This is a genomic window from Oleiharenicola lentus (assembly GCF_051660365.1).
In the GTDB taxonomy this organism is placed as follows: Bacteria; Verrucomicrobiota; Verrucomicrobiia; order Opitutales; family Opitutaceae; genus Lacunisphaera; species Lacunisphaera lenta_A.
Window position 1 is genome coordinate 887,198 of record NZ_JBOZXB010000002.1, and the last position, 22,281, is coordinate 909,478.

Annotated in this window: 20 protein-coding genes; 4 read left to right on the forward strand and 16 right to left on the reverse strand. The window is 58.0% G+C overall.

Features of this window, described 5'->3' with window-relative positions; genetic code table 11:
• Positions 1-27: 27 nt before the first annotated feature.
• From ACRRQW_RS18640 to ACRRQW_RS18660, 5 genes are all read right to left on the reverse strand, one after another.
• Entirely contained in the window at positions 28-1,485 is a 1,458-nt protein-coding gene (locus ACRRQW_RS18640; RefSeq protein WP_438483131.1) for a SpoIIE family protein phosphatase, read from the reverse strand.
• A gap of 12 nt (positions 1,486-1,497) precedes the next feature.
• Positions 1,498-2,007 (reverse strand): STAS domain-containing protein, encoded by a 510-nt coding sequence (locus tag ACRRQW_RS18645; protein ID WP_438483132.1) that lies wholly within the window; start codon positions 2,005-2,007, stop codon positions 1,498-1,500.
• Between the two features lie 84 nt (positions 2,008-2,091).
• On the reverse strand, positions 2,092-4,923 hold the full coding sequence (locus ACRRQW_RS18650; protein WP_438483133.1) for an aconitate hydratase: 2,832 nt from the start codon (positions 4,921-4,923) through the stop codon (positions 2,092-2,094).
• Positions 4,924-4,983: 60 nt separating this feature from the next.
• Positions 4,984-5,457, reverse strand: coding sequence for a redoxin domain-containing protein (locus ACRRQW_RS18655; RefSeq protein ID WP_438483134.1), 474 nt, complete (start codon positions 5,455-5,457; stop codon positions 4,984-4,986).
• Positions 5,458-5,629: 172 nt separating this feature from the next.
• Positions 5,630-7,984, reverse strand: coding sequence for an immunoglobulin domain-containing protein (locus tag ACRRQW_RS18660; RefSeq protein ID WP_438483135.1), 2,355 nt, complete (start codon positions 7,982-7,984; stop codon positions 5,630-5,632).
• 170 nt (positions 7,985-8,154) lie between these two features.
• On the opposite strand from ACRRQW_RS18660, the gene tyrS reads away from it, so the two are divergent.
• On the forward strand, positions 8,155-9,498 hold the full coding sequence (gene tyrS / locus ACRRQW_RS18665) for a tyrosine--tRNA ligase (protein ID WP_438483136.1): 1,344 nt from the start codon (positions 8,155-8,157) through the stop codon (positions 9,496-9,498).
• A 118-nt stretch (positions 9,499-9,616) separates the two neighbouring features.
• On the opposite strand, the gene ACRRQW_RS18670 is transcribed toward tyrS, so the two are convergent.
• The 5 genes from ACRRQW_RS18670 to ACRRQW_RS18690 all read right to left on the reverse strand — a co-directional run bounded on the left by ACRRQW_RS18670 (position 9,617) and on the right by ACRRQW_RS18690 (position 13,624).
• On the reverse strand, positions 9,617-10,117 hold the full coding sequence (locus ACRRQW_RS18670) for a DUF6265 family protein (protein WP_438483137.1): 501 nt from the start codon (positions 10,115-10,117) through the stop codon (positions 9,617-9,619).
• Positions 10,118-10,128: 11 nt separating this feature from the next.
• On the reverse strand, positions 10,129-10,449 hold the full coding sequence (gene sugE / locus ACRRQW_RS18675; protein ID WP_438483138.1) for a quaternary ammonium compound efflux SMR transporter SugE: 321 nt from the start codon (positions 10,447-10,449) through the stop codon (positions 10,129-10,131).
• Between the two features lie 15 nt (positions 10,450-10,464).
• On the reverse strand, positions 10,465-11,433 hold the full coding sequence (locus tag ACRRQW_RS18680; protein ID WP_438483139.1) for a glucose-6-phosphate dehydrogenase assembly protein OpcA: 969 nt from the start codon (positions 11,431-11,433) through the stop codon (positions 10,465-10,467).
• A gap of 3 nt (positions 11,434-11,436) precedes the next feature.
• A complete protein-coding gene (gene zwf / locus ACRRQW_RS18685; RefSeq protein WP_438483140.1) occupies positions 11,437-12,978 on the reverse strand; it encodes a glucose-6-phosphate dehydrogenase in 1,542 nt (513 codons plus the stop codon).
• 151 nt (positions 12,979-13,129) lie between these two features.
• Positions 13,130-13,624: a YraN family protein gene (locus ACRRQW_RS18690; protein WP_438483141.1), complete on the reverse strand. Its 495-nt coding sequence runs from the start codon at positions 13,622-13,624 to the stop codon at positions 13,130-13,132.
• A 118-nt stretch (positions 13,625-13,742) separates the two neighbouring features.
• Here ACRRQW_RS18690 and ACRRQW_RS18695 point away from each other — a divergent pair, with 118 nt between their 5' ends.
• Complete coding sequence (locus tag ACRRQW_RS18695) at positions 13,743-15,932, forward strand: ATPase, T2SS/T4P/T4SS family (RefSeq protein ID WP_438483142.1); 2,190 nt, start codon at positions 13,743-13,745, stop codon at positions 15,930-15,932.
• 184 nt (positions 15,933-16,116) lie between these two features.
• Here the strand turns inward: ACRRQW_RS18695 and ACRRQW_RS18700 are convergent, their stop codons facing one another.
• Both ACRRQW_RS18700 and ACRRQW_RS18705 read right to left on the reverse strand, forming a co-directional pair.
• Entirely contained in the window at positions 16,117-17,427 is a 1,311-nt protein-coding gene (locus ACRRQW_RS18700) for a sodium/glutamate symporter (protein WP_438483143.1), read from the reverse strand.
• A 156-nt stretch (positions 17,428-17,583) separates the two neighbouring features.
• On the reverse strand, positions 17,584-18,459 hold the full coding sequence (locus ACRRQW_RS18705) for a TrhA extension/companion domain-containing protein (RefSeq protein WP_438483144.1): 876 nt from the start codon (positions 18,457-18,459) through the stop codon (positions 17,584-17,586).
• A 210-nt stretch (positions 18,460-18,669) separates the two neighbouring features.
• On the opposite strand from ACRRQW_RS18705, the gene ACRRQW_RS18710 reads away from it, so the two are divergent.
• The gene (locus ACRRQW_RS18710; protein WP_438483145.1) at positions 18,670-19,038 is read left to right on the forward strand and encodes a hypothetical protein; all 369 of its coding nucleotides are present in this window, start codon (positions 18,670-18,672) and stop codon (positions 19,036-19,038) included.
• A gap of 171 nt (positions 19,039-19,209) precedes the next feature.
• Here the strand turns inward: ACRRQW_RS18710 and ACRRQW_RS18715 are convergent, their stop codons facing one another.
• Positions 19,210-19,377 (reverse strand): entericidin A/B family lipoprotein, encoded by a 168-nt coding sequence (locus tag ACRRQW_RS18715; RefSeq protein WP_438483146.1) that lies wholly within the window; start codon positions 19,375-19,377, stop codon positions 19,210-19,212.
• 53 nt (positions 19,378-19,430) lie between these two features.
• A complete protein-coding gene (locus tag ACRRQW_RS18720; RefSeq protein WP_438483147.1) occupies positions 19,431-19,595 on the reverse strand; it encodes a hypothetical protein in 165 nt (54 codons plus the stop codon).
• 181 nt (positions 19,596-19,776) lie between these two features.
• Between ACRRQW_RS18720 and ACRRQW_RS18725 the strand changes: the two genes are divergently transcribed.
• Entirely contained in the window at positions 19,777-20,754 is a 978-nt protein-coding gene (locus ACRRQW_RS18725) for a hypothetical protein (protein ID WP_438483148.1), read from the forward strand.
• 12 nt (positions 20,755-20,766) lie between these two features.
• On the opposite strand, the gene ACRRQW_RS18730 is transcribed toward ACRRQW_RS18725, so the two are convergent.
• Together ACRRQW_RS18730 and ACRRQW_RS18735 are read right to left on the reverse strand one after the other, a co-directional pair.
• Positions 20,767-21,240, reverse strand: coding sequence for a DUF1810 family protein (locus tag ACRRQW_RS18730; RefSeq protein WP_438483149.1), 474 nt, complete (start codon positions 21,238-21,240; stop codon positions 20,767-20,769).
• 139 nt (positions 21,241-21,379) lie between these two features.
• On the reverse strand, positions 21,380-22,246 hold the full coding sequence (locus ACRRQW_RS18735) for a DUF72 domain-containing protein (RefSeq protein WP_438483150.1): 867 nt from the start codon (positions 22,244-22,246) through the stop codon (positions 21,380-21,382).
• Positions 22,247-22,281 lie beyond the last annotated feature (35 nt).

The window sequence follows — 22,281 nt, forward strand, 5'->3', positions numbered from 1 at the left end:
CCGCGCCAATCAGCGCAGCTCGCCACCTTAACCTTCGGGCAGTGTGTCGGAGCGCTTGACGCTTAACAGCGTGTAGTCATCGCGCAGGCCCGCTGAGCCCGTGAATTTTTCCACCGCAGCGAGAATCCGATCATTGATCTCTTTGGCCGAGCCAGCATGAGCCGCCCGCACCACATCCGCGAGGCGCGCACCGCCGAATTCTTTTTCATCTGCATTGGGTGCCTCGGTGAGACCGTCCGTGTAAAGCACGAGCGCAGAGCCTGGCGCGAAATCCAATTTTTGATCGGTGATCACCTGATCAAACAATTCCGGATCCACCATCCCCAACGGCATGCCGTCCGCGCCGACATAATCGGTCACGAATATTCCCGTCTTCGGGTCACGCCGCACGAGCAGCGATAATTCATGACCGGCTCGCGCGATAGTCACTTCGTTACGCGCCGCGTCGACGACCGCATAAGTCATCGTGATATACATGCCCTCGCGCATGTCGCCGGCGAGCGCACGATTGAGTTCAGCGAGGACACGCGCCGGCGAGTTATCGAGGGGCGCGATGCGGCGCAGCGTCGTCCGGCAAATCGCCATCAGCAAAGACGCGGAAATACCTTTCCCGGAAACATCCGCCACCGCAAGGCCCACGCAGTCGCGGCTTAGTTTGAAAACGTCGTAGAGATCGCCGCTGACTTTTTGCGCGGCGAGGTAGCGAGCGTCCATGTCGAGCGTCGCCACCTTCGGCATTTCTTTCGGCAGGAGCATGCGCTGGACATTGCTCGCGAGAGCAAGGTCGAGATCGAGGCGTTGCTTGTCGACCTGCAGATTCAGGAAATCCGCGTTATGCACGGCGAGACCCGCCTGTTCCGCGAGCGTCGCGACGAGCGAATAATCGGTCTCGGTAAACGGCAGTCCGTCAGCTGCGTTACACACGCACAGCACACCGATGAGCTTTTTGTGCACGAGAATCGGCGCGGCGATCACGGAGTAAACCACGAGCGCGGGATCGCTGTGTTTCACGATGCGCGGATCATCCGGCGCGCTCACCACCAGCAAGCCCTGCCCCGTCGCGGCCACGCGGCCGACGACGCCTTCGCCCACGGGAAAAGATTCGGATTTTAAAACTTGTTCAATGAACTTCGCGCGCGAGCCCATCTTCATGCGCGCTGTATCGGCAATCGGACGATGCGGCGGAAACAATCCTTCGACCGCGACGCCGCGCATCATGTTGTCCGCGCCTTTCTCGAAAATACACGCGCTCAACGCGCCCGTGCTGAGAATCGCCGCGTGCACGATGCGCTGAAAAAGTTCTTCGCGCGGCAGGCGTTCGCCCACGGCATCCACCATCGTGTGCATGTAATCGAGCACGATTTGCCGCTCTTCAAGCAGCGCCTGCTTTTCTTCTTCGACGCGCGCGGCTTCGCGCTGGGCGCGCCAGTAAAACGCGTAGACCAGCGAAGCGCCGATGATGCCGCCAAGCAGGAATAAAATCATGTCCGCAAAAGCTTAGCGGGATTCTACGCGATTGCGCAAGAAAGCGAGCACGTCCTGAAATTTCGCGGCATTGGCCGAATCCGCTGAGACGAGATTTTCATGGGCCTCGAGCACGAGCTTGGCGCTTTCGATCTCGTCTTTCTTTTTCGTGTCGAGCGCTTGCGCGCCGCCGCCGAAATTCATGGGAAATTCGCCTGAATCGACGGTCGCCAGCTTGTGCAGGCCGAGGTTACGGATGAGCTCAAGGTTGCGCTCGCTCACGCGCACCATCGTCAGCACGCCGGGCGTAGTTTGTCGGCGGAGTTCCAACGCCGCGCCTGCCAGCACGCCGAGGAACGTGCTGTCCATGCTGGTGCATTGGGAAAAATCCAACACGAAGCGCGTCTTCCCCTGACGGATCATCTCGCCGATAAAATCTTTCAGGCTGCCGGCGTTGGCAAAAGATGCACGGCCCTCGATGCGCACGAGCACCGGGTCGGCGTAGGCGTCGACAAGAAACGACGGTTTTGCAGGATCAGCCATGGATACGAAGTGCGTAATTTCAGACGCGGGGTTGAAGCCGCGCCTGAAACATCAGGACAATTTAACCGACAGCAAGCGTCGGATTTAGTTCTGGGCCACAATCTGGCGCAACACATACGGCAGGATGCCGCCGTGCTGGTAGTAATCGATCTCGATCGGCGTATCGATACGGCAGCGCACCTGCACATTGTCGATCGTCCCGTCTTTGCGCGTGATTTTCAATGTGAGGTCTTGTTGCGGCTTGATGGCCGCGCTGAGGCCGACGACGTCGTAAGTTTCGCTGCCGTCCAGTTTGAGCGTCTGCGCCGTCGTGCCTTCCTTGAATTGCAGGGGCAACACGCCCATACCGACGAGATTGGAGCGGTGAATGCGCTCGAAGCTTTGCGCGACGACGACTTTGACACCAAGGAGGTTCGTGCCCTTGGCGGCCCAGTCACGGGAAGAACCCGTGCCGTATTCCTGACCGGCGAGAATGATCAGCGGCACGCCGGCGTTTTGATACGCCATGGAGGCATCGTAGATCGAAGTTTTCACGCCATCAGCGCCGAGCGTGTTGCCACCCTCTTCGCCGCCGAGCATGAGATTCTTAATGCGGACGTTGGCGAACGTGCCGCGCGTCATGATGCGATCGTTGCCGCGACGCGAGCCGTAGGAGTTGAAATCCTCGAAGGTCACGCCGTTATCGAGGAGGAACTTGCCCGCCGGGGAAGACTTCTTGATCGCGCCGGCCGGAGAGATGTGGTCCGTCGTGACGGAGTCGCCGAAGATACCGAGCGCCTTCGCACCAGTGATCGATTTGATCGAACCGGGGGTGAGCGAGAAATCCGTGAAAAACGGCGGTTCTTGAATGTAGGTAGAGTTCGCGTCGAATTGGTAAACGTTGCCCGTGGAAGACGGGATTTCGTTCCACTTCGGATTTTGCGCTGCGAAGTCCGTGTAGAGTTTGCGGAACACCTCCGGCTTGAGCGCGGCCTGCATTTGATCGCGCACTTCCTTCAAGGTCGGCCAGATGTCTTTCAGGTAAACCGGATTGCCTTGGTGATCTTTGCCGAGCGATTCGGTGGCCATGTCGATGTCAACGCGACCCGCGAGGGCGAACGCGACGACGAGCGGCGGCGACATCAGGAAGTTGGCTTTGATGTTCTGGTGGACGCGCGCTTCGAAATTGCGATTACCGGAGAGCACCGACGCCGCAACGAGATCGTTTTTGACGACCGCTTCTTCGATCGCGGGGTGCAGCGGGCCGGAGTTGCCGATACAGGTCGTGCAACCGTAACCGACGGTTTGGAAACCGAGTTTGTCGAGATATGGCGTGAGACCGGTTTTATCGAGGTAGTCGGTGACGACGCGCGAACCAGGAGCGAGCGAGGACTTCACGACTTGGCTGACGCGCAGGCCTTTTTCGACGGCCTTCTTCGCAAGCAAACCGGCAGCCAGCATGACGCTCGGATTGGAAGTGTTTGTGCAGCTTGTGATCGCGGCGATCAGCACGGTGCCGTTGGCCACGAAGCCATCGAAACGCGGCGCGACGGCGAGCGTGTCCGTGGTAGCGACAGGCCGATTGTTCGCCATCTCGCGCTCGGTGCTGACGTTGGTTTCCTTGATGTCGGCTTTGACCGGCGACGCGTGCGCGTGGCTGCCCCCGCCCGGATGAAAATCCGCGCCGGGCGCGGCGGCGATTTCGACCGCCTTGGAAAAATCTTCCGCCGCTTTGCCGAATCCGTTTTCCGTAACTGGTTTCGAGAACGACGTGACGAAGGTGTTTTTGAGGTTCGCGAGTTCGATGCGATCTTGCGGACGCTTCGGGCCGGCGACGCTCGGGACGACGGTGCCGAGATCGAGTTCGACGACTTGCGTGTAATCGATTTCGCCCTTCTGAGGGATGCCCCACAAATTTTGCGCTTTGTAATACGCTTCGTAAGTCGCCACGGCGGCTTCGTCGCGGCCAGTCGCTTTGAGATAATTGACGCATTCGGCGTCGATTGGGAAGAAGCCCATCGTCGCGCCATATTCGGGTGCCATGTTGGCAATTGTCGCGCGATCCACGACCGGCAGCGCGGCGGCGCCGGGGCCGAAGAATTCCACGAATTTGCCGACGACCTTCGTCTTGCGCATGAGCTGCGTGACGGTGAGCGCGAGATCGGTCGCGGTGACGCCTTCCTTGAGCGCGCCAGTGAGATAAACGCCGACAACGTCAGGCGTGAGAAAATACACCGGTTGGCCAAGCATGCCGGCTTCGGCTTCGATGCCACCGACGCCCCAACCCACGATGCCGATGCCGTTGATCATGGTCGTGTGCGAATCGGTGCCGACAAGCGTGTCAGGATAATACACGTCGCCTGCGCTCAGCACGCCCTTCGCGAGGTATTCGAGATTCACCTGGTGCACGATGCCGATGCCCGGAGGCACGACCTTGAACGTGTCGAACGCCTGCATGCCCCACTTCAAAAATTGATAACGCTCACGATTGCGCGAGAACTCGAGATCGAGATTCTTCTGCATCGCCAACGGCGAGCCCGCGAAATCGACCTGCACCGAGTGATCGACCACGAGATCGACCGGCACGAGCGGCTCGATGATCTTCGGGTTTTTGCCGAGTTTCGCGACCGCCGAGCGCATCGCGGCGAGATCGACGAGCAGCGGCACGCCGGTAAAATCCTGCAACACGATGCGCGCGACAACGAACGGGATTTCCGCGGTGCGCTCTTCGACCGGCTTCCACGTCGCGAGTTCGCGAATGTTGGATTCGAGCACGCGCTTGCCGTCGCAATTACGCAGCACGGCCTCAAGCACGAGACGGATGCTGACCGGCAGGCGCGAGACGGCGAAACCAGCTTTTTCGAGGGCGGGCAAAGAATAGTATTTCTTGCCGTCTTCGAACGTTTGCAGGGTGTTGAAAGGATTCGGGAGTGACATGGGAATTTTAAATTTAAGGGGTGCGGTCGGTGCGCAGCGGATGCGGTCGGGAAATCGTAATTAGCTCGCGAGCGCGGCTTTGACGGCGACGAAGTTCGGCAGGTCTTTCGGCGTGGCGGTCTGTTCGGAATATTTCACGACGCCATCGGTGCCGATGACAAACGCGGCCCGCGCGGAGGTGTCGCCGACGCCGGCGAGATTCGGGAAAAGCACATCGTAAGCTTTCGTGGCCACCCGGTTCAAATCGGAGAGCAACGTGACTTTGATACCATTGGCCTTCGCCCACGCTTCGTGCGCGAACGGGCTGTCGACGCTGATGCCGTAAACCGCCGCGCCAAGTTGCTCGTAGTCGCCGAGGCCGGAAGTCTGGTCGCACATTTCCGTCGTGCACACGCCGGTGTAAGCCAGCGGAAAGAAAAGCAGCACGGTCTGCTTCTTGCCGAAATTATCGCTCAACTTGATATCGACGAGACCGTCCGCGGTCTTGGTTTTCAACGTAAAGTCAGGGGCTTTGGAGCCAACGGCGAGAGGCATGAGAGTTCGGAATTAGACGGATTGAGTGGGCGACAAAGTTGCGTCGCGTGAGCCGTCATAACTAGACGTCTGCACGGAGGTGCGGCAACCCATTTTCGGATGTATGAGGCCGGTTACTTTTTTCACTCCCTGCCCCATTAGTTTTACTGCCGGCTCAGAAATACAAAACGCTTCAAAGGGCAGATACTTTCAGTCGGAAAAAGAGATTTGCGGAGCTAATTGGATACTTAGCCTGCCACGTCTCGGTAACGCCCTCGCTGAGGCGTTCGAGAATGACTCCAGCTGTCACCCAATCGGTAAGGTTAGTGGAAACCTCGACCACATAAGCCAAATCCGACCGATCAGCGGGGCGCGAGTAGTTGAACAACCAATGCGTGCCGCTAGCGCTCACTTCGGGCGCATCTGCGAAATTGGGTGCTTTAGCGTCAAGGCCGAGCGCGTATTCCACTAAGTTGGTGAGCCCGTCACCGTCCGGATCAGCCGTCGAACCGCTGGTCTCAGGCGACAGCAGCTCTGCTGCCGTGAACGCGCTGCGCTGCCACGACTCGTAACGCGTCAGCACAGTCAACGTCGACAAACGGGTGTCACTACCGGCACTATTGCTGACGACCACGGTATAATTGGCAGCGTCGGCCAACTGCACTCCGCTCAATGAAAGTGTCGCACTCGTCGCCCCTGGAATATCGATGTCATTCTTGCGCCACTGATAGGTCATCGGCACCTCGCTCATTGCGCTTACCGTGAACGTCGCATTCGCACCCACCACGAGCGTGGCGGACGGGGTTACCAAGGTAATCTGCGGCGAGGCGATCTCGCTGGTGAGAATCGTGCCGGAATTGCCCACGACGACAAACTGTGCGCCATTACTGGCGGCGCCTTGCAGGGTATTCACCGCGCCGGAATTCCGATTAGTCCAAGTGATCGCGTCCGGGCTCGTCACAATTGAGCCGGCGGTCCCGGTGATAACGAAGAGACCGTTTGTCCATGCGATGCCATTGGGAAGCTGCAGCGCCCCCGTCGCCCGACTGCTCCACTCAACCCCATCGGAACTCACGTAAACGTTACGGTTAGCGCCGACGGCCACGAATTGGCTGCCACTCCACACCACGCCGTTTAATTGCGTCGTCGTGCCGGACGACCGCGCCGTCCACGCGATCCCATCCGGGCTCGTCAAGATCACCCCGGAATTTCCCACCACTACAAACTGGCTGCCATTCCACGCTGCGCCCCAAAGCGCATTCGCAGTGCCGGACGCACGTGTAGTCCAGGTGAGGCCATCGGGGCTGGTAATAACGGTGCCAGAATTCTCGACGGCCACGAACTGACCGCCGCCCCACTCGACGCCGAGAATCGTGTTGGTTACGCCGGAGGTTCGGTTCGTCCAAGTGATTCCATCCGGGCTACTGCGAATCGCCCCCAGTTGCCCCACCGTCACAAACATCGATCCATTCCAAGCGATGTCAGCGAAGAGCCCACCCGCCGAGCGAACCGTCCAAGTGCTGCCATCCGGGCTGGTCAGCACTCCACTGCCCGCCGCGACGTATTTCGCTCCATCCCAAATCACGTCTCCAAGCGCGCTGGCCACACTTGGAATTCTATTTGTCCACGCTGCTGCCGTGGGGCTCGTGCGAATCACCCCCGCCGAGCCGAGGGCAAGGTATTGTCCGCCTCCCGAGGTCAGCTCCAAAAACTGGTCGTTGGTGCCCGAGGGAATCGCCGACCACGTCGCGCCTTCCGCGCTGGCCAGCACCGTTCCCTCCCACCCTCCGACAAGAAATCGCGTGCCGTCCCAAAACACCGTTTCGAGCAAGCTCATGGTTCCCGACGCACGGCTGATCCAGGTCACTCCATCCGCACTACTCAGCAACACACCGTCGTTTCCGGCGGCGACAAATTGCGAACCACTCCACGCAACAGCTCGAATCGTTGTCGGTGTGCCCGATGTGCGGGCGCTCCAAGTAACTCCATCCGAACTCGCGAGAATTATGCCGCCCGACCCTACAGCGGTGAAAAAGCTTCCGTTCCACACCACTTGGTAAAACACCGCCGCAGATCCGGACGAGCGCACCTCCCAGTTGATCGCATCCAGACTGGTTAACACTTCACCTGCACTTCCCACCGCCACGAACTGGCTGCCGTTCCACACTACGCCATTTAAATCCCGGCTGCGTGCCGTGCCACGACGCGTCCAGTTCACACCGTCCGGACTCGTTAAAATCATGCTCAGGTGACCAACCGCCACGAACTGGCCGCCGTCCCAAATCACACAGCGCAACCATTCCGTCGTCCCTGCGTCTCGCTTAGTCCAGGTAACCCCGTCGGAGCTGGTCACCACCGCGCCACCCTGGCCGACCGCCACCCACGTCACGCCGTTCCACACCGCGCTTGAGAGCCCATTCCCCTGCGGCCGCGGATTGCGCCACGTCCACGTTTCTTGCGCGAACAAGGCTGAGGGCAACAACGCCAGCAAGCTACACGCAACCAGGAAGCCGCATTTCAAAAGCCGCCAAACAAACGCGAATTTCATGAGTCGAGGGGTGAATCGATTAACACGCGGCGTGCGTTATGCAGCGAGGTCGTGGCGCGTAGCAATTTATTTTCCGATGCCTTCGCCTTTTCGCTGCGCCGGCGGTTCACTCGAGTAAAACTTCCCCTTGCCACTCCCGCCCGCGACGCCGATAAACGCCCTCTTTCCGCATGAGCATCCTCGAAGAACTCGACTGGCGTGGCCTCTACGCCGATTCCACGGATCGCGACGCGCTCGCCAAGCGCCTCGCCGATGGCCCGACGGCGCTCTATTGCGGCTTCGACCCGACCGCCGACTCACTTCACGTGGGCAACTTAGTGCCCCTTTTCGCGCTGCGTCGCTTTCAACTCGCCGGTCACCACCCGATCGCTCTCGCCGGCGGCGCCACCGGCATGGTGGGCGACCCCTCCGGCAAATCCGACGAACGCAACCTCCAGACGCCCGAGCAAGTCGCGCACAACATCGCATCAGTGAAAGTTCAGCTCGCGCGCTTCCTTGATTTTTCACCGTCGATTCCGAATCCCGCCAAGCTGGTGAACAATGCCGACTGGACCGCGCCGATCTCGTTTCTCGATTTCCTTCGCGACGTCGGCAAACATGTCACGGTTAACTCGATGGTCGCAAAAGACTCCGTGCGCTCACGCATGGAAGATCGCAGCACCGGCATCAGCTTTACGGAGTTCAGCTACATGCTGCTCCAAGGCCACGATTTCTACCACCTGCGGAAAGCCTTGAATTGCGAACTCCAAGTCGGCGCGACCGACCAATGGGGCAACATCACCGTCGGCACCGAACTCACGCGCAAAAAACTTGGCGTCACCGTCTGGGGCCTCGTGTTTCCGCTGCTCACGAAATCCGACGGCACGAAATACGGCAAAACCGCCACCGGCACCGTGTGGCTCGACCCGAAGAAAACCTCGTCGTATCGCTTCTACCAATTTTTCGTCAATGCCGACGACGCTGACGTCATCAAGCTGCTCAAGACACTGACGTTTCTGCCCAAGTCCGACATCGACGCGCTCGAAGCGGAACTGAAAACCAACCCCGGCGCGCGCGCTGCGCAAAAAGCACTCGCCCGCGAAATGACCACGATCGTCCACGGCAGCGACGCACTCACTGCTGCGCTCAAAGCCACCGAGATTCTGTTCGGCGGCTCGTTGGAAGGCGTGAGCGAAGAGATTTTCAACGACGTCGTCGGTGAGGTGCCGACGAAAGATTTTGAAAGAGCAAAACTCGAAGGGACATTTCCTCAATTACTCAAAGACGCTATTCCTTTCGTTAGCGAAAATATCGCTGTGGCTCGAGAAGGATTCTCGATCATTGATCTAGTGGTTCATTCAGGTTTAGCGTCTTCAAAAGGCGCCGCACGCAAAGACCTTGAAGCCGGAGGCGTCTATTTAAACAATCAGCGAGTCCAGCATACTTATGGAGTCATCCCCAAGGATCTTCTCTTCGGTAAGTATCTCCTGCTGCGTAAAGGAAAGCGGAGCTACGCCGTGCTCAATGTGAAGTGATTATCGGAGGTGGAACCCGACCTCCGGGCGGGTTTAAGGACGCACGTTTACCGGACAGGCCTCGTCCGTTTTATAGCCCGCCCGGAGTGGGGCGCCACCTTCAGTTGCCCATCGAGCGCTATCTCCGCGTGTAGAAAAACTCGATCTTCCGCGTGTGCCCGGTTTTCGTCGGCCCTTCGATTGCCGCGAGCAGCGCGCCATCCGCCTGCTTCGTGTAAATGATGCGCTGCGGGAAATCGTGCTCTTTGTTTTCGAAAATCACCTCCGTCTCGCTCACCGAGATCGCCGCAAACGCGGCTTCTTTCTGCCCTGACGGCTGCGCGATGAAAAACAATTTCCCTTCAGGCCCGCCGCGAATTTGCATGAATTCATATTCGACGACTTTGCCTTTCGCCACCGTGCGCGACATACCGAGCAGCACGCCACCCGAAGGAGCCATCCAGTGTTCGTCGGTCACACGGCCATTTTTGATCAGCTGCCAGTTGCCTGCCAGCCAAGTGAGTTGAGCCGTGACCGCGGACGCATCAATTGCTGCTATTGCCGGTTTCTTGTCCGCTGCGTGGGCGGCGAGCATGAAGCAAACGGCCAACACAGCGATCGACCAACGAAATGCTTTCATGCTGCGAACCTTTAAGCTTTCGCCGTCAGCTTCAATCCCGCAATCCCCGCGACGATGAGCACGATGCACAATGCCCGGGCGACGGTCGCCGGTTCTTTAAATAACACCATCCCGACAATCGCCGTGCCGACTGCGCCGATGCCAGTCCACACCGCGTAACTCGTGCCAAGTGGCAGCGTTTTCATCGCCTGCGCGAGGCACCAAAAACTGCACAGCATCAGCGCAATCGTGCCGACACTCGGCCAGAATTTTGAAAATCCTTCCGTATATTTCAAACCGGTCGCCCAGACGATTTCGAGCAATCCTGCAATGATGAGCCAGATCCAAGGCATGGGAGCGCCCCTCGATTAAAAGAACATCGCTTCCGCGAGTGCTTGCTCCGGCGCGAGAAAATGCGCGGCGGCATCGAGCGTGGTTTTACCGGTGCCGAGATCGCCCGTGAATTTTGCGCGATCTTTGCTGAGGTCAGCTGACCAGCAGAAAATCTTTTTCTTATTCTTCGCATCGTAGCCAAACTCCATCGCGAAACATCCCGGGCACTTCTCCGGCACAACCACGAACTGCACCTGGCTCACATTGACGCCGCTGCGCACGAGGCCTTTTTTCACCCAGCCAAGCAAACATGCCGCCTCCGCGGAAAACTGTTCGCGATGCCGGATGGTTACTTTCTTAAGTCCGCCACTAATCGCGTCCGGCGAGTAACGGCTTAGGAACTGCCCGAGATTTTGACGCAGCGGCAACGTGCGCGTGTAAGCAAGATCGCGCACCGCGGATTGGTTGGGCCACGGAAAGGTAAAGGTGTCGGCCGGGGCGATCGCGCTGTCGAACAAGATGCGCTGCGACTGCGTGAGCAAATAATCGTAGTCCGACAAACGTTTCGCCGAGGAAAATTGGTGTCCCCAATAATACAACGGCATGTCCGTCGAAAGACACACGGATACTTGGTTTTCCAAGTGTTCGCGCACTTTCATCGTGTAGTGCAACAACACGATCTCGACGCAACGCGTGTCGTTCTTCGATTTGCCGAGAAAGCACTCGCCGTAGATTTTTGCGCGGATTTCCGCCGGCGCTTTGTCATCGAAATCCGGACACAGCACGACCACGCGACACGGATAACGCTGCGCAAACTTCAGCGTGTTTTCGAACTGCACCTGGGCATCGGTAGGCTTGGTGTTCGCTCCGAGGTGCAACACCAAGTTGAGCTGCACCGCGCGATTCTCCTTCGCAGGTGAATCGGCCCACAGTTTTTTGAAACCCGACCAGATGCCGCCAACGGGCACCTCTTGACCGGGCAATACGTCGAAGAGTCGCGCCATAGCTTAAGGCTCGCGCCAAGTGTGACCGTTGCCGGCGAGCAGTTTATCCGCAGCCTTCGGACCCCACGAGCCGGACGCGTAAGTGTCCATGCCTTCGCGGCCTTGCTTTGCCCAATGTTCGAGCAACGGCGTGCACAGTTGCCACGAGCGCTCGGTTTCGTCGCCACGGATGAACAACGTGCCGTCGCCGATCATCGCATCGAGCACGAGACGCTCGTAAGCTTCCGGCGTGTTCGAACCAAACGTGGTCGCATATTTGAAATTCATTTTCACCGGCTGCGTGCGCGTTTCGAGGCCGGGAATTTTTGCGTTGAGGATCAGGCTCAGGCCTTCGTCAGGCTGGATTTGAAACGCGAGCGTGTTGGACGCGAGTTGGAAGCCGCTTGAAGCGCCGAACAAATTGCCCGGCGGTTGCTTGAAGCGGATCGCGATTTCACTGACGCGGCGCGCCATGTGTTTACCCGAGCGCAGATAAAACGGCACGCCTTGCCAGCGCCAGTTGTTGATCGAAAGACGCAACGCCGCGAACGTTTCCGTGCCTGACTGCGGCGCGACATCCTTCTCGTTCAGATAACCGTGCACCGGTTTGCCATCGATGACGCCGTCGCCGTATTGCGCGCGGGCGAAATCCGGATCTGGGCCATCGAGTTTGAGCGGCTGGATCGCCTTCAATACTTTCACTTTTTCGTCGCGCATCGACTCCGCGTCCATCGACACCGGCGGCTCCATCGCGGTGAGCGCGAGAAGTTGCATCGTGTGATTCTGAATCATGTCGCGGAGCGCACCGCTCTGCTCGTAATAGCCCGCGCGTGACTCCACGCCGACTTGTTCGGCCACGGTGATTTGCACGTGGTCGATGAAATTTCGGTTCCAGATCGGCTCGAAAATCGAGTTGGCGAAACGCTGCACGAGCAAGTCCTGCACGGTTTCTTTGCCGAGATAATGGTCGATGCGGAACACTTGGTCTTCCGCAAACACCGTCGTCAGTTCCTTGTTCAACGCCTGCGCCGTCGCGAGGTCGCGGCCAAATGGTTTCTCGATGATGACGCGTGATTGATGCGGTTTGCCGAGATAACGCGAAGCAAGTCCGCTCGCACCAAGATTCTTGATGATTGGCGCGAACACATTCGGCGGAGTCGAGATGTAGAACAGCGTCTGCAGTTCCTGGCCGGTTTTCTTTTCGAGCTCTTTGATCGTTTTCGCGAGTTCGACGAATGCTTTTTTATCGTCGTAGCCACCATCCATGTAAGTCGTGCGCGGTGCCAGGCGCGCCCAGACTTCCTTGCTCAATTTACGGCGTGAAAATTCCTCGATCGCGCCCTCGGCGATTTTGCGGAACTTCGCATTCGGAATCGGCTTCCGGCCGAAGCCTATGAGATGGAAATCCGTCGGCAGCAGGCCGTCGAAGCCGAGATTGTAGATAGCCGGAATTAATTTTCGCGCCGTGAGATCGCCCGAGGCGCCGAAAATCACAATCACCGTCGGCGGTGAGCCGCGGTGTTTGCTGAGACCATGCAGAAATGGATGACGAGTTTCTTCGGCCATACGCGGCGAAATGTCCGCCCGAACTCACCCTCCCGCAAGGCTATTAATCACTATTACCCGCACGTTTGTGACACGCGTGGCTTTTGAAATTTCACGCACCCGCTTCCCTCTTTGTCAGGGAACTCCACGGCCGGATCAATTGCCACCGGCCCTAGCCTTTTTTTCCGCCGCCACCCATTTCACCCAGCGACCCGCTTTGCCGCGCCACATAGTAGCCTTTGGGAAACAGCTGCACATTCTCAAAATGCAGCACTTGCGGCGGCAACTGCGGATGCAGGGTCACTTCCGCGACGTCGAAACGAAACGTTTTTGGCGCATGCGATAATTGCGCGAGGTAAACATGCACGGCGCGACGCAACGCGCGTTTCTTGCGATCATCGACCGCATGATAACCCGGCACGAGCGCACCCGCCGCGCGGGCTTTCACTTCGACAAACACGAGGGTGTCCCCATCCCGGCACACCAGATCGATCTCATCGCGGTGATCGCGGGGATTGCGCCAGTTGCGCGTGACGACCGAGAAGTTGCGCCGTGCTTTCAAAAAATCAGCCGCCGCTTCTTCGCCGCGCGCGCCGTCGGCGGCCCGACCGGTTGCGTTTTTGCGCGCGGTGAGTTTCTTCCAAAAATCTTTGAGCGGCCTGAACATAGACAAGTTCACCCTCGACCACGCGAAAATTTAATCCTACAAGCAAGAGCGTTTTTTCAATCTCCCGCGCATCCATTGCGCCGTCCGCGCGTAATTTCGTTTAGACCTTACCTCTTACATGGCCATCGCTAGCAATCTCACGGGCACACTTCGCCGTTCGCTTCTCATCAAGGTCATTTCCAAACCGGCCCCGAGCCGCGAAGACGTTAACACTGTCATCGAACTGACCGCGTCCAAAGTAGTTGAGACGCTTCAAGCCCAGTCCATGACCCTTTACCTCGTCGAAAACGGCGAGATTGCATTCAAGCACGTTTACTACTCTCCGACGCTTTGGAACGGCAACAAGGACAAGGAACTTCAGTTTAAAGAAACGGCCCGCAAGCTGTTGATGTTAAAATTGCCTGCGGGCACGGGTAACGTCGGCAAAGTCATCCAGAGCGGCGAACCGCTCTTTTTCAGCGGCAAGGGCCCCGACGTTGCGAGCCTCAAGAAAATGGATGTCGGCTTCGAGGTCACCTCGATGCTTACCGTTCCGCTGAAAACGAACATCGTCATCGGCGCGATTCAAGTTCTCAACAAAGAGCCCGCCGCGGGCACCAACGGTCAATTCACAACGAAGGACCTCCACGTTCTTCAGGAAGTCGCCGAGTATTCTTCCACGCTCATCCAGCGCATGCTGGATCCGAAGTTCCAGCTGACGCCGGAGGACACGGCGAAATTCATTTCCAAGTTCACCGACCTCCCACTCGTCACGAAAATCGAAGACGTCGATATCGACGAGAAATTGGTGGAAATCACCGGCGACGCCATCATCCGCCGCGAAAGCATTTTCCCTTACAAAAAAACCGGCACGAACTCCGCTTCCGTGCTCATGGTCAATCCGCTCGACTACGCGAAACGCGAGGCGTTTTCGCAGGCGACGGAAATGTCTATCGACGACGTCAAGGTCATCCCTGCGACGTTGCTCGAGGCGCTGATCAAGAAGTTCTTCAAAGACGCCTCGGCGAAAGGCCCGCAAACCGACGACGTCGACATGGAAGAAGTCACCGACCTCATCGCCGGCGCCTACACGGAAGGCGGCACGGGTGAAGTCAAAGCGGGCGACCTCGAAAGCGAAGACTCTGCGCCGATCATTCAACTCACGAATCGTATCATCGAGGACGCTTACGTTTCCGGGGCTTCCGATATTCACATCGAACCCATGGAAAAAGACCTCCTCGTGCGCTACCGCATCGACGGTCTTTGCCAGGAAAAACTTCGTCTGCCCAAGCAAGTCGCTTTCGCCATGGTCGCGCGTCTGAAGATCATGTGCAACTTGGACATTTCCGAGCGACGCCTGCCGCAGGACGGTCGTATCGTGTTCAAGAAATACACGAAGAAAAATATCGATATCGATCTGCGCGTCGCCACCGGGCCGATGAATCATGGCGAGAAAGTCGTCATGCGTATTCTGGATAAACAGAAATCCACACTGCCTCTTCCCGCGCTCGGTTTCTCCGAAGAGAATCTCGCGAAGTATCGCGAATGCGTCCGCCAGCCCTACGGCATGATCTTGCACTGCGGCCCGACCGGCTCTGGCAAATCAATGACGCTCTACTCCGCGCTCGGCGAAGTGAACACGCCCGACGTTAACATCCAGACCGCTGAAGACCCGATCGAATACACCCTCGCCGGCATCAACCAGATGCAGATGAGCCGCCAGATCGGCCTCACCTTCGAGCGCGCGCTGCGCTGTTATTTGCGTATGGATCCGGACATCATCCTCGTCGGTGAAATCCGCGACAAAGAAACCGCCCAGATCGCGTGCGAAGCGGCCCTTACCGGTCACTTGCTCGTCTCTACCCTCCACACCAACGACGCACCGTCCACCGTCGCGCGTATGGGTGAAATGGGCATTGAGCCCTTCAACATTTCCGCCGCGCTCGTCTGTGTGTGCGCGCAACGTCTCCTCCGCCGCGTCTGCAAAAACTGCAAAACGAAATACACCGCCTCAGGCCGCGAGCATGACATCATGGCCAAGGCCCTTGGCGAGGTCGGTCCCTTTGAAATCTACAAAGCTGCCCCCGGTGGTTGCCACATCTGCGGCGGCATCGGCTACAAAGGCCGCGTCGGCATTCACGAGCTAATGGTGAACTGCGAAGAAATCGTTGAAGCCATCAACAAGGAAGTCGAAGTCGCCGACTTGAAGCGCGTGTGCATGAAAAACGGCATGAAGACGCTCCACCAGGATTCGATGCTCAAAGTCAAAATGGGCCTCACCACGATGGAAGACGCCTTGAGCAACGTCCCGCCGGATCTCATCCTCTAAAAAATTTCCGCTCCCACTACTCCGGGAAACGGACAAGCAAAGAAGGCGCGATCCTTAAGTGGGTCGCGCCTTTTGTTTGTGTGGATTTCGCGCAGCGAGGCACGGCAAAAAGTGGGCGGTGGTCAACGTAGCGACGCCTTGGCGCGACCGCGGCAAATCACCGGTGCGGAGACCGGTGACCACCTCACTTCAAAAAATTCAACGCCACCGTCGTCAGCAACGCATTCACGAAATCGATCAGAAACGCGCCGACCACCGGCACGATTAAAAACGCGCGCGGCGCCGGCCCGAAGCGTTGCACCAGCACCCGCATCGTCGCGAGCGCGTTGGACGTCGCCCCGAGACCGAACCCGATCATGCCCGAACTCATCACCGCCGCTTCGTAATCGCGCCCCATCGCGCGGAACACGATCCAATAGGTCACCGCACCAAGCAGGATAACTTGCACGGTGAGAATCACGAGCATCGGCACCGCCGCGTGCGCGAGTTGCGCCAGTTGCAAGTCGATCATCACCACTGCGAGCAACCACGAGAGCGCCACTGATCCGATGCCGTCCACGCATTCCGTTTTGAGAAAATTTCCACCCAGCAAATCGTGCACATTACGCACCACGCCTGCGACGACCAGCGAGCCCATGTAAACGGGAAAAGTCAGGCCGGCATTCTGGATCATCACGCTCAAAAACGCGCCCAGTTTCATGCAGGCCAGCAGCACGAAGAGATGGGCTAACGTCGCGCCAGCGCTCTTCGACAACTCGCGAACTTCCCCCAAAAATCCCCGCGCCGCTTCCCCGATCACGGTGCCCGCCGGCAAACCGGATTCTTTTTTGGCCGGACCCAACCCGCTTTTCTTAACCAAACGACCGCCAACCCAGCCGGCCAATAGCCCACCGGCAATCACCCCGAAAGCCGCCGCCGCCACGCCGATCGCCGGAGCCCCGACGAGTCCGGCCTTTTCGAATTCCGGTGCGAAACCCGCCGCCGTGCCAAATCCACCCATCAACGCCACGGTGCTCGTCATCAAGCCGAGCAATGCACTTTCGCCCAACGCCAGCGCTGTCGCGATTCCGGTGCCCGCCTGCAACACCGCCAACCCGGCGGCCAGCGCCAGGTAAACCGCCAATTGCGAACCGCCCTGCTTGGCGACCCGCCAACTCGCATTCAATCCGATGCAGGTGAAAAACAAAATGAGCAGCGGGCGTTCGACATCCGCAGGTTTGACCGCCGTGAAATTCCACTGAGGCAACACCGGCCACAGCCAACCTGCGCTCGATGTGCTCCCGTTTAATAAGAGCCAGCCCGGACGGGCCTCGTTGCAGATCAAAATTCCCACTGCCACCAGCAACCCGCCAATAATCGGCGCGGGAATATTCGAGTGACGCAACCAACCCACCTTCCGCGTCAGCCACTCGCCGAATAACAACACCGGGATCGCCAACCCTAACAAGAGAAATGGCCCGACGGTGAGCGTCGCGAGTGAGGGAACAGGAATCATAAGCACTCTAAGGGTTTAGCCGGACGATTAGCCGCCGACCGCGTGCTCACACAAGCGGGAACCGCGCCACATACCATCACAAAACTTTGCCTCAGTTTTGCGCGCCAAACCAGAGGATAACACCGGGTTCTCAGCAGAGAAACCCGGCGCGATGCATTACGCCCGCGCTTTCTCGCGACGACGTGAAACGACCCAATCAGCGAAACGATCCGCCCAGCGAATCAAAAAGATCGGACGCGGATTTGTGAAGTTCTCCGCCTCCCATTTGTCACCCGTCTTGTAGAGATTTTTCGGGAACACTGCCGTGCCAAATACCCAGTCCGACACTGGAAGCGTAAAGAAGCCGGAGATCGATTCGTTGCTATGAATCGCCGCGTGATGGCGCAGATGAAAACTGTAGATGTGCTTCCAGAACCATCCGAAATGTTTGCTCTCGACGAGTGGCGCCCACACTTCGAACGGCCAATGCTCGATCGCGTGAAACACTTCATACAGCACCAGCGAAAAGGTCATCGCGCCTAGTCCGCCAAAAAACCACGGATACGACGGCATCAACCACTGCAACAGCACGAACAACGGCGTCAGCACCACCGTGAACACCGCAAACGTATACCACGGGAAGAACGCCGCTTCGCCCTGATGCGGCTCGGTCATCGGATAAAGATTTTCCACGCACAACAAATCTTTGCCACCCGGCGTCCGCCGACTGCCGATGCGCGTCAAGCTGTGGTGCAACGTGTGCTGGCGATAAAAACGACGCAAAAACGGCACCACCGGGCGATGCAACACATAGCGGTGAAACCCATATTCAATGAAGGCCAGCAACAGATGGATGGAAAGGAAGGTGATGAGGTATTTCCACCAGTCTGCGGCCACTTGCGCATGCCACACCGCCTGCGGTGCCAGCAGCCAAAGCAAAGCGGTGAACCCTGCAAGCGACAGCAAAACCGTGACCGTAAACAACGGCAGTGAAAATTCCTCGTGCTTGTGAGCATGAGCTGAGTCGTGAGCGTGAGTATCTGGCGAATCCATCCCTTAAACAGCCTCACCTGAGCCCAAATAGCGAGGCCGACTTTTCACTCCGGAAACGAGCCCGCAAAATGTAAGCAAGACCGTCGAGCCTTACGAATAATGCTTCTAAGGCTGCATCAGCGAGCTCGATAATCGCATCGCCGCGCACCTCCCCGGTTAATCATAAAAACCACGTTTGAATAAATCCTGTGGGTGTTTTCTTTTCCTCGTATGCAAAACGGTTCCAAAGTGGTGTGCGTCGACGATATTTTTCCCGCGTGGGCACGGCAGGCTTACACCGCGTTGCCGGTCAAGGGCGTGACCTACACCGTGCGTTCGATGTCACCGGGACGTGGCAAGCCGTTGCATATCGTTGACGGCAAACCGGTGAAAAACGGCGCGAGCGATGAACACCCGGAAATTTATCTCCTGGTCGAAGAACTGCGCAATCCACCCGATCCGTTTTGCGCGGGCGCCGAACTTGGCTTCAAAGCCGAGCGTTTTGCCCCGATGGAAGAAGCCGAAGCGGAAAACGAAGGAGTTTACGAAGAGGCCGAAGCGAAGATCGGCTTCAACGCGGTTCCAGCCGGCGCTAATTAATCGTCGGACGGCTTGGCCCGCCGATGAGTAACTCCATGCAAAAACTTTTGTGCTCGTGATGCTGGGACTGCTCGCAGCTTTTACTTTAGCAGCGGTAATAAAAACGCGTTTCGCCTCCAGGGAGGTCGAAACGCGTGAGAGAAAAAAGAAGACGGAGCGCGAAAGCTAAGCTTACTTCTTCGCGTTCTCTTGGATTTTTTCGCCGGCGCGCTCGATATCTTTGCCCGCGCCTTCCATGGTGCGGCATCCGCTCAACGCGAGAACGCCGAGCAACGCCGAGATGACAATGGCCGTGATAAACTGAACGCCGAATGAGCTATGGTGGGTGGATGCATTCATGATGGGTGAATGAGTTTGGGTAGGTTGGTAATGAATTCAGGAACGAGAGTGAATCAGGAAGAATCGGGTTTGTCCCAGATCGGCTTACTCGGAGGAGCCGGCTTATCCTTCGGCGCTTCCTTGGCTGGGATTTGTGGGGCGCGCGCAGCTTTCTTTTGCTGCTCCAGTTTGTCGTGCTCCTGAGCCTGTTGGTCCGAAACTTTATTTTGGGAGTTCATGTCACATTGGTCACGGAAGTGGCGTCGCCCGTTCCGCTGCATTGCACGATAACTCTCTTAAGTCTTCTGCAAGGCTTCGCCCCAAACCCCGTGGGAAAATGCCCCACGCAGCTGCGCAGAACTTAATTACGTAGATGTGCGTATGGTTGCACGTCGCATGAATCGCTAGAGTGCAGTCCTCATGCGTGCTCTCTCCCTTCGTTCCCTCGCCTCTGCCGTGTTCGGCAGCGTAGCCATTTTCGCTTCCGCCCAAACATTCTCTATTCCCGCCGATGAAATCGACATCACTGGTGCCAAATACCTCAAGTCCTCGAAGCGCATGCTTCTGCCGAGCGTAAATGTTGAGGTGATGAATTGGGGCAAGATCACGAGCGTGGTTTCGACCTCGGCGTTACAATCACTCGGCGGGGCCAAGAACAGCAGCGCTCGCTCCACGATGGAAGTCGCCGTGCCCTCTAATGTCGCGATGTTGCGTGGCGTCGCGAGTGAGCTTTACGACGATCTCGCCACGAAGCTGCGTGCTGCCGGCTGGGAAGTGCTCACCTACGACGAAGCAAAATCGGATCCCATACTCTCCGGCATCAAACAGGAACTAACTGACGCGAAACTCGGCGCGCCGGTGCGCAAAGTGAATCTCGGCAAACAAAAGATGAATTACACGATCGCTACGCCACCCGGCATGCCCGCGATGGATCCCGGCATGACGATGCCGATGTTCGGCCTGCGCTCGCTGCTAAAAGCCCGCGACACGCACTCGCTCGAAACCACTTACCGCTTTGACCCCATCGCCATGCAAGGCGAACGCCGCCATGGCATCGGCAGCAACACCGCCTCGACGAGCGCCGCCGCCAACCTCGCGCTCGCGCACGCCCAAGCCACCTTCGTAACGAACAAGACGGCGTTCGGCTGGGTGAAGATTAAAAGCCCGATCCCGGTCGCCGGCGACGTCGGCGAAATCAAAAAAGCTGCCGACGTCTCCCCGAAAGTCGCCAACGCGCTTTCTGAGGCACTCAGCTTCCTCGGGCCCGGCGGCAGCATCAATGCTTCTAAAGGCCTTTATATTGCGGAGCTCGACGAAGCCGCGCTCAAAGCGAACCTCCTGCTCGCCGGTAAAGCCTTCAACGACGAAATCATAAAGGGCCTTGGCAAACCGCAGTGAGCGAGTTTCCAGTTAACGCTTCGTCACTTCCGCCCACGTGTAGCTGCAACGTTCGAATCCCTGTGGAGCTGCGAGGATCAAAATAGTCTCCGTGAGCTGCGCGATCTGGCTCCAAATCTCGTCCGGCTCTTCGTCGCCCAACCGGCGCGCCGCGTCCTGAAAAAGCGTCACACTGGACATCAGTTTCAACGCGTCCGTCGAGCCGCCCATCAGCTTCGTGAGTTGTGCGCCTTTTTTCAGCTGTTCGGAAACGGCGCGCAGTATCCGCACGTAATGTTCGCAGAGCAAAAAGTCGCGTAAGTAGTCGCACGCCTCCGCTAAGTTTTTCAGCCCGTAATGCCGGGCCGTCTCGGAGCGCCCCAACCCGCTGAGTTGCGGCAACACATACCAGATCCAGTGGCTGGTCTTCCGCCCGGCATTGATCTCGGAGAGCGCGGTGTCGAAATCACGCGCCTGCGCCTCTTTAAATTTTGCGAGTTCAGTCATGGCCGCCTCACGCGCTGCGTAACGTTCCCGTTTGGCAATTATTCTGCATGACTCGCACCGTGCGTGCGCCCTCTTGGAGTGCAACCGTGCTTAGTTCCGAAAGGGCCATGGGGGCTTTTCGGACGCCTGAAAATACCACTTAGAATAACTCGTCCTGCTGGCCCGGCTTTTCAGGTGGCCGCTCTAACGTGGGCTGACCGAGCAGTCTCTTCAGCGCGATCGCCGCTTTCGGCGCAAAATCTTCCGCATGGTTGTTGAGCGTGACGTGCACTTCCTTCGCTTTCGAGGCGACGCTTTTGATGCGCGCCGCGATTTCTTTCAGTTCAACGTCGGTGTAATCGTGATGATGACCTTCGTCAGTGCTACCCGCTGTGGCGTAAGCGGGATTACGACCGTGCAGTCGGAAATAGGCGCGCTGCGGATTCGTCACGACGTCCAGCAGCGGCATGACGCGCTTGGCGTCAGCTTGCGCCATGTCGGTGGACACCCACACGAGTTTCTTTTCGTTGAAAAAATCCAGCGTCTCCGCGCGCTGCGCACCTTCGAGCCACTCGCGGTTGCGCAACTCAACTGCCAGCGCACGCGGTGCTAGTTTTTCAATTAACGCGTCCAACTCCTGCAGTCGATGTTTCTTCGGCTCAAATGACGGCGGCATCGGCAACAGGAACACGCCGAGTTTTTTCGCCGCGAGAATCGGTTCGGCGGCGTAAAGAAATCGGCTCATCACTTCGCCGCGGGCTGCCGCGTCAGGATCGTCGGAAAACTCTTTCGAGAGCTTTACATCGAAGGTGAACTTCGCCGGCGTCTGCGCCACCCAACGCTCGACGTATTCGCGTTTCGGGATCGCGCGATAAAATGAGTTCGCCTCTACGCGATCAAACCACTGCGCGTAAATGGCCAGGCGCTCCGTCGGCGGCACACCTTTCGGATAAAGCACGCCCACGTATTCCTTGTCCGTCCAACTCCCGCACCCGATGTGAATGGCCATGACGAAACGTGTAGTCATCACCGACGGAGCCGCAAGGGCCAGAATCCACACAC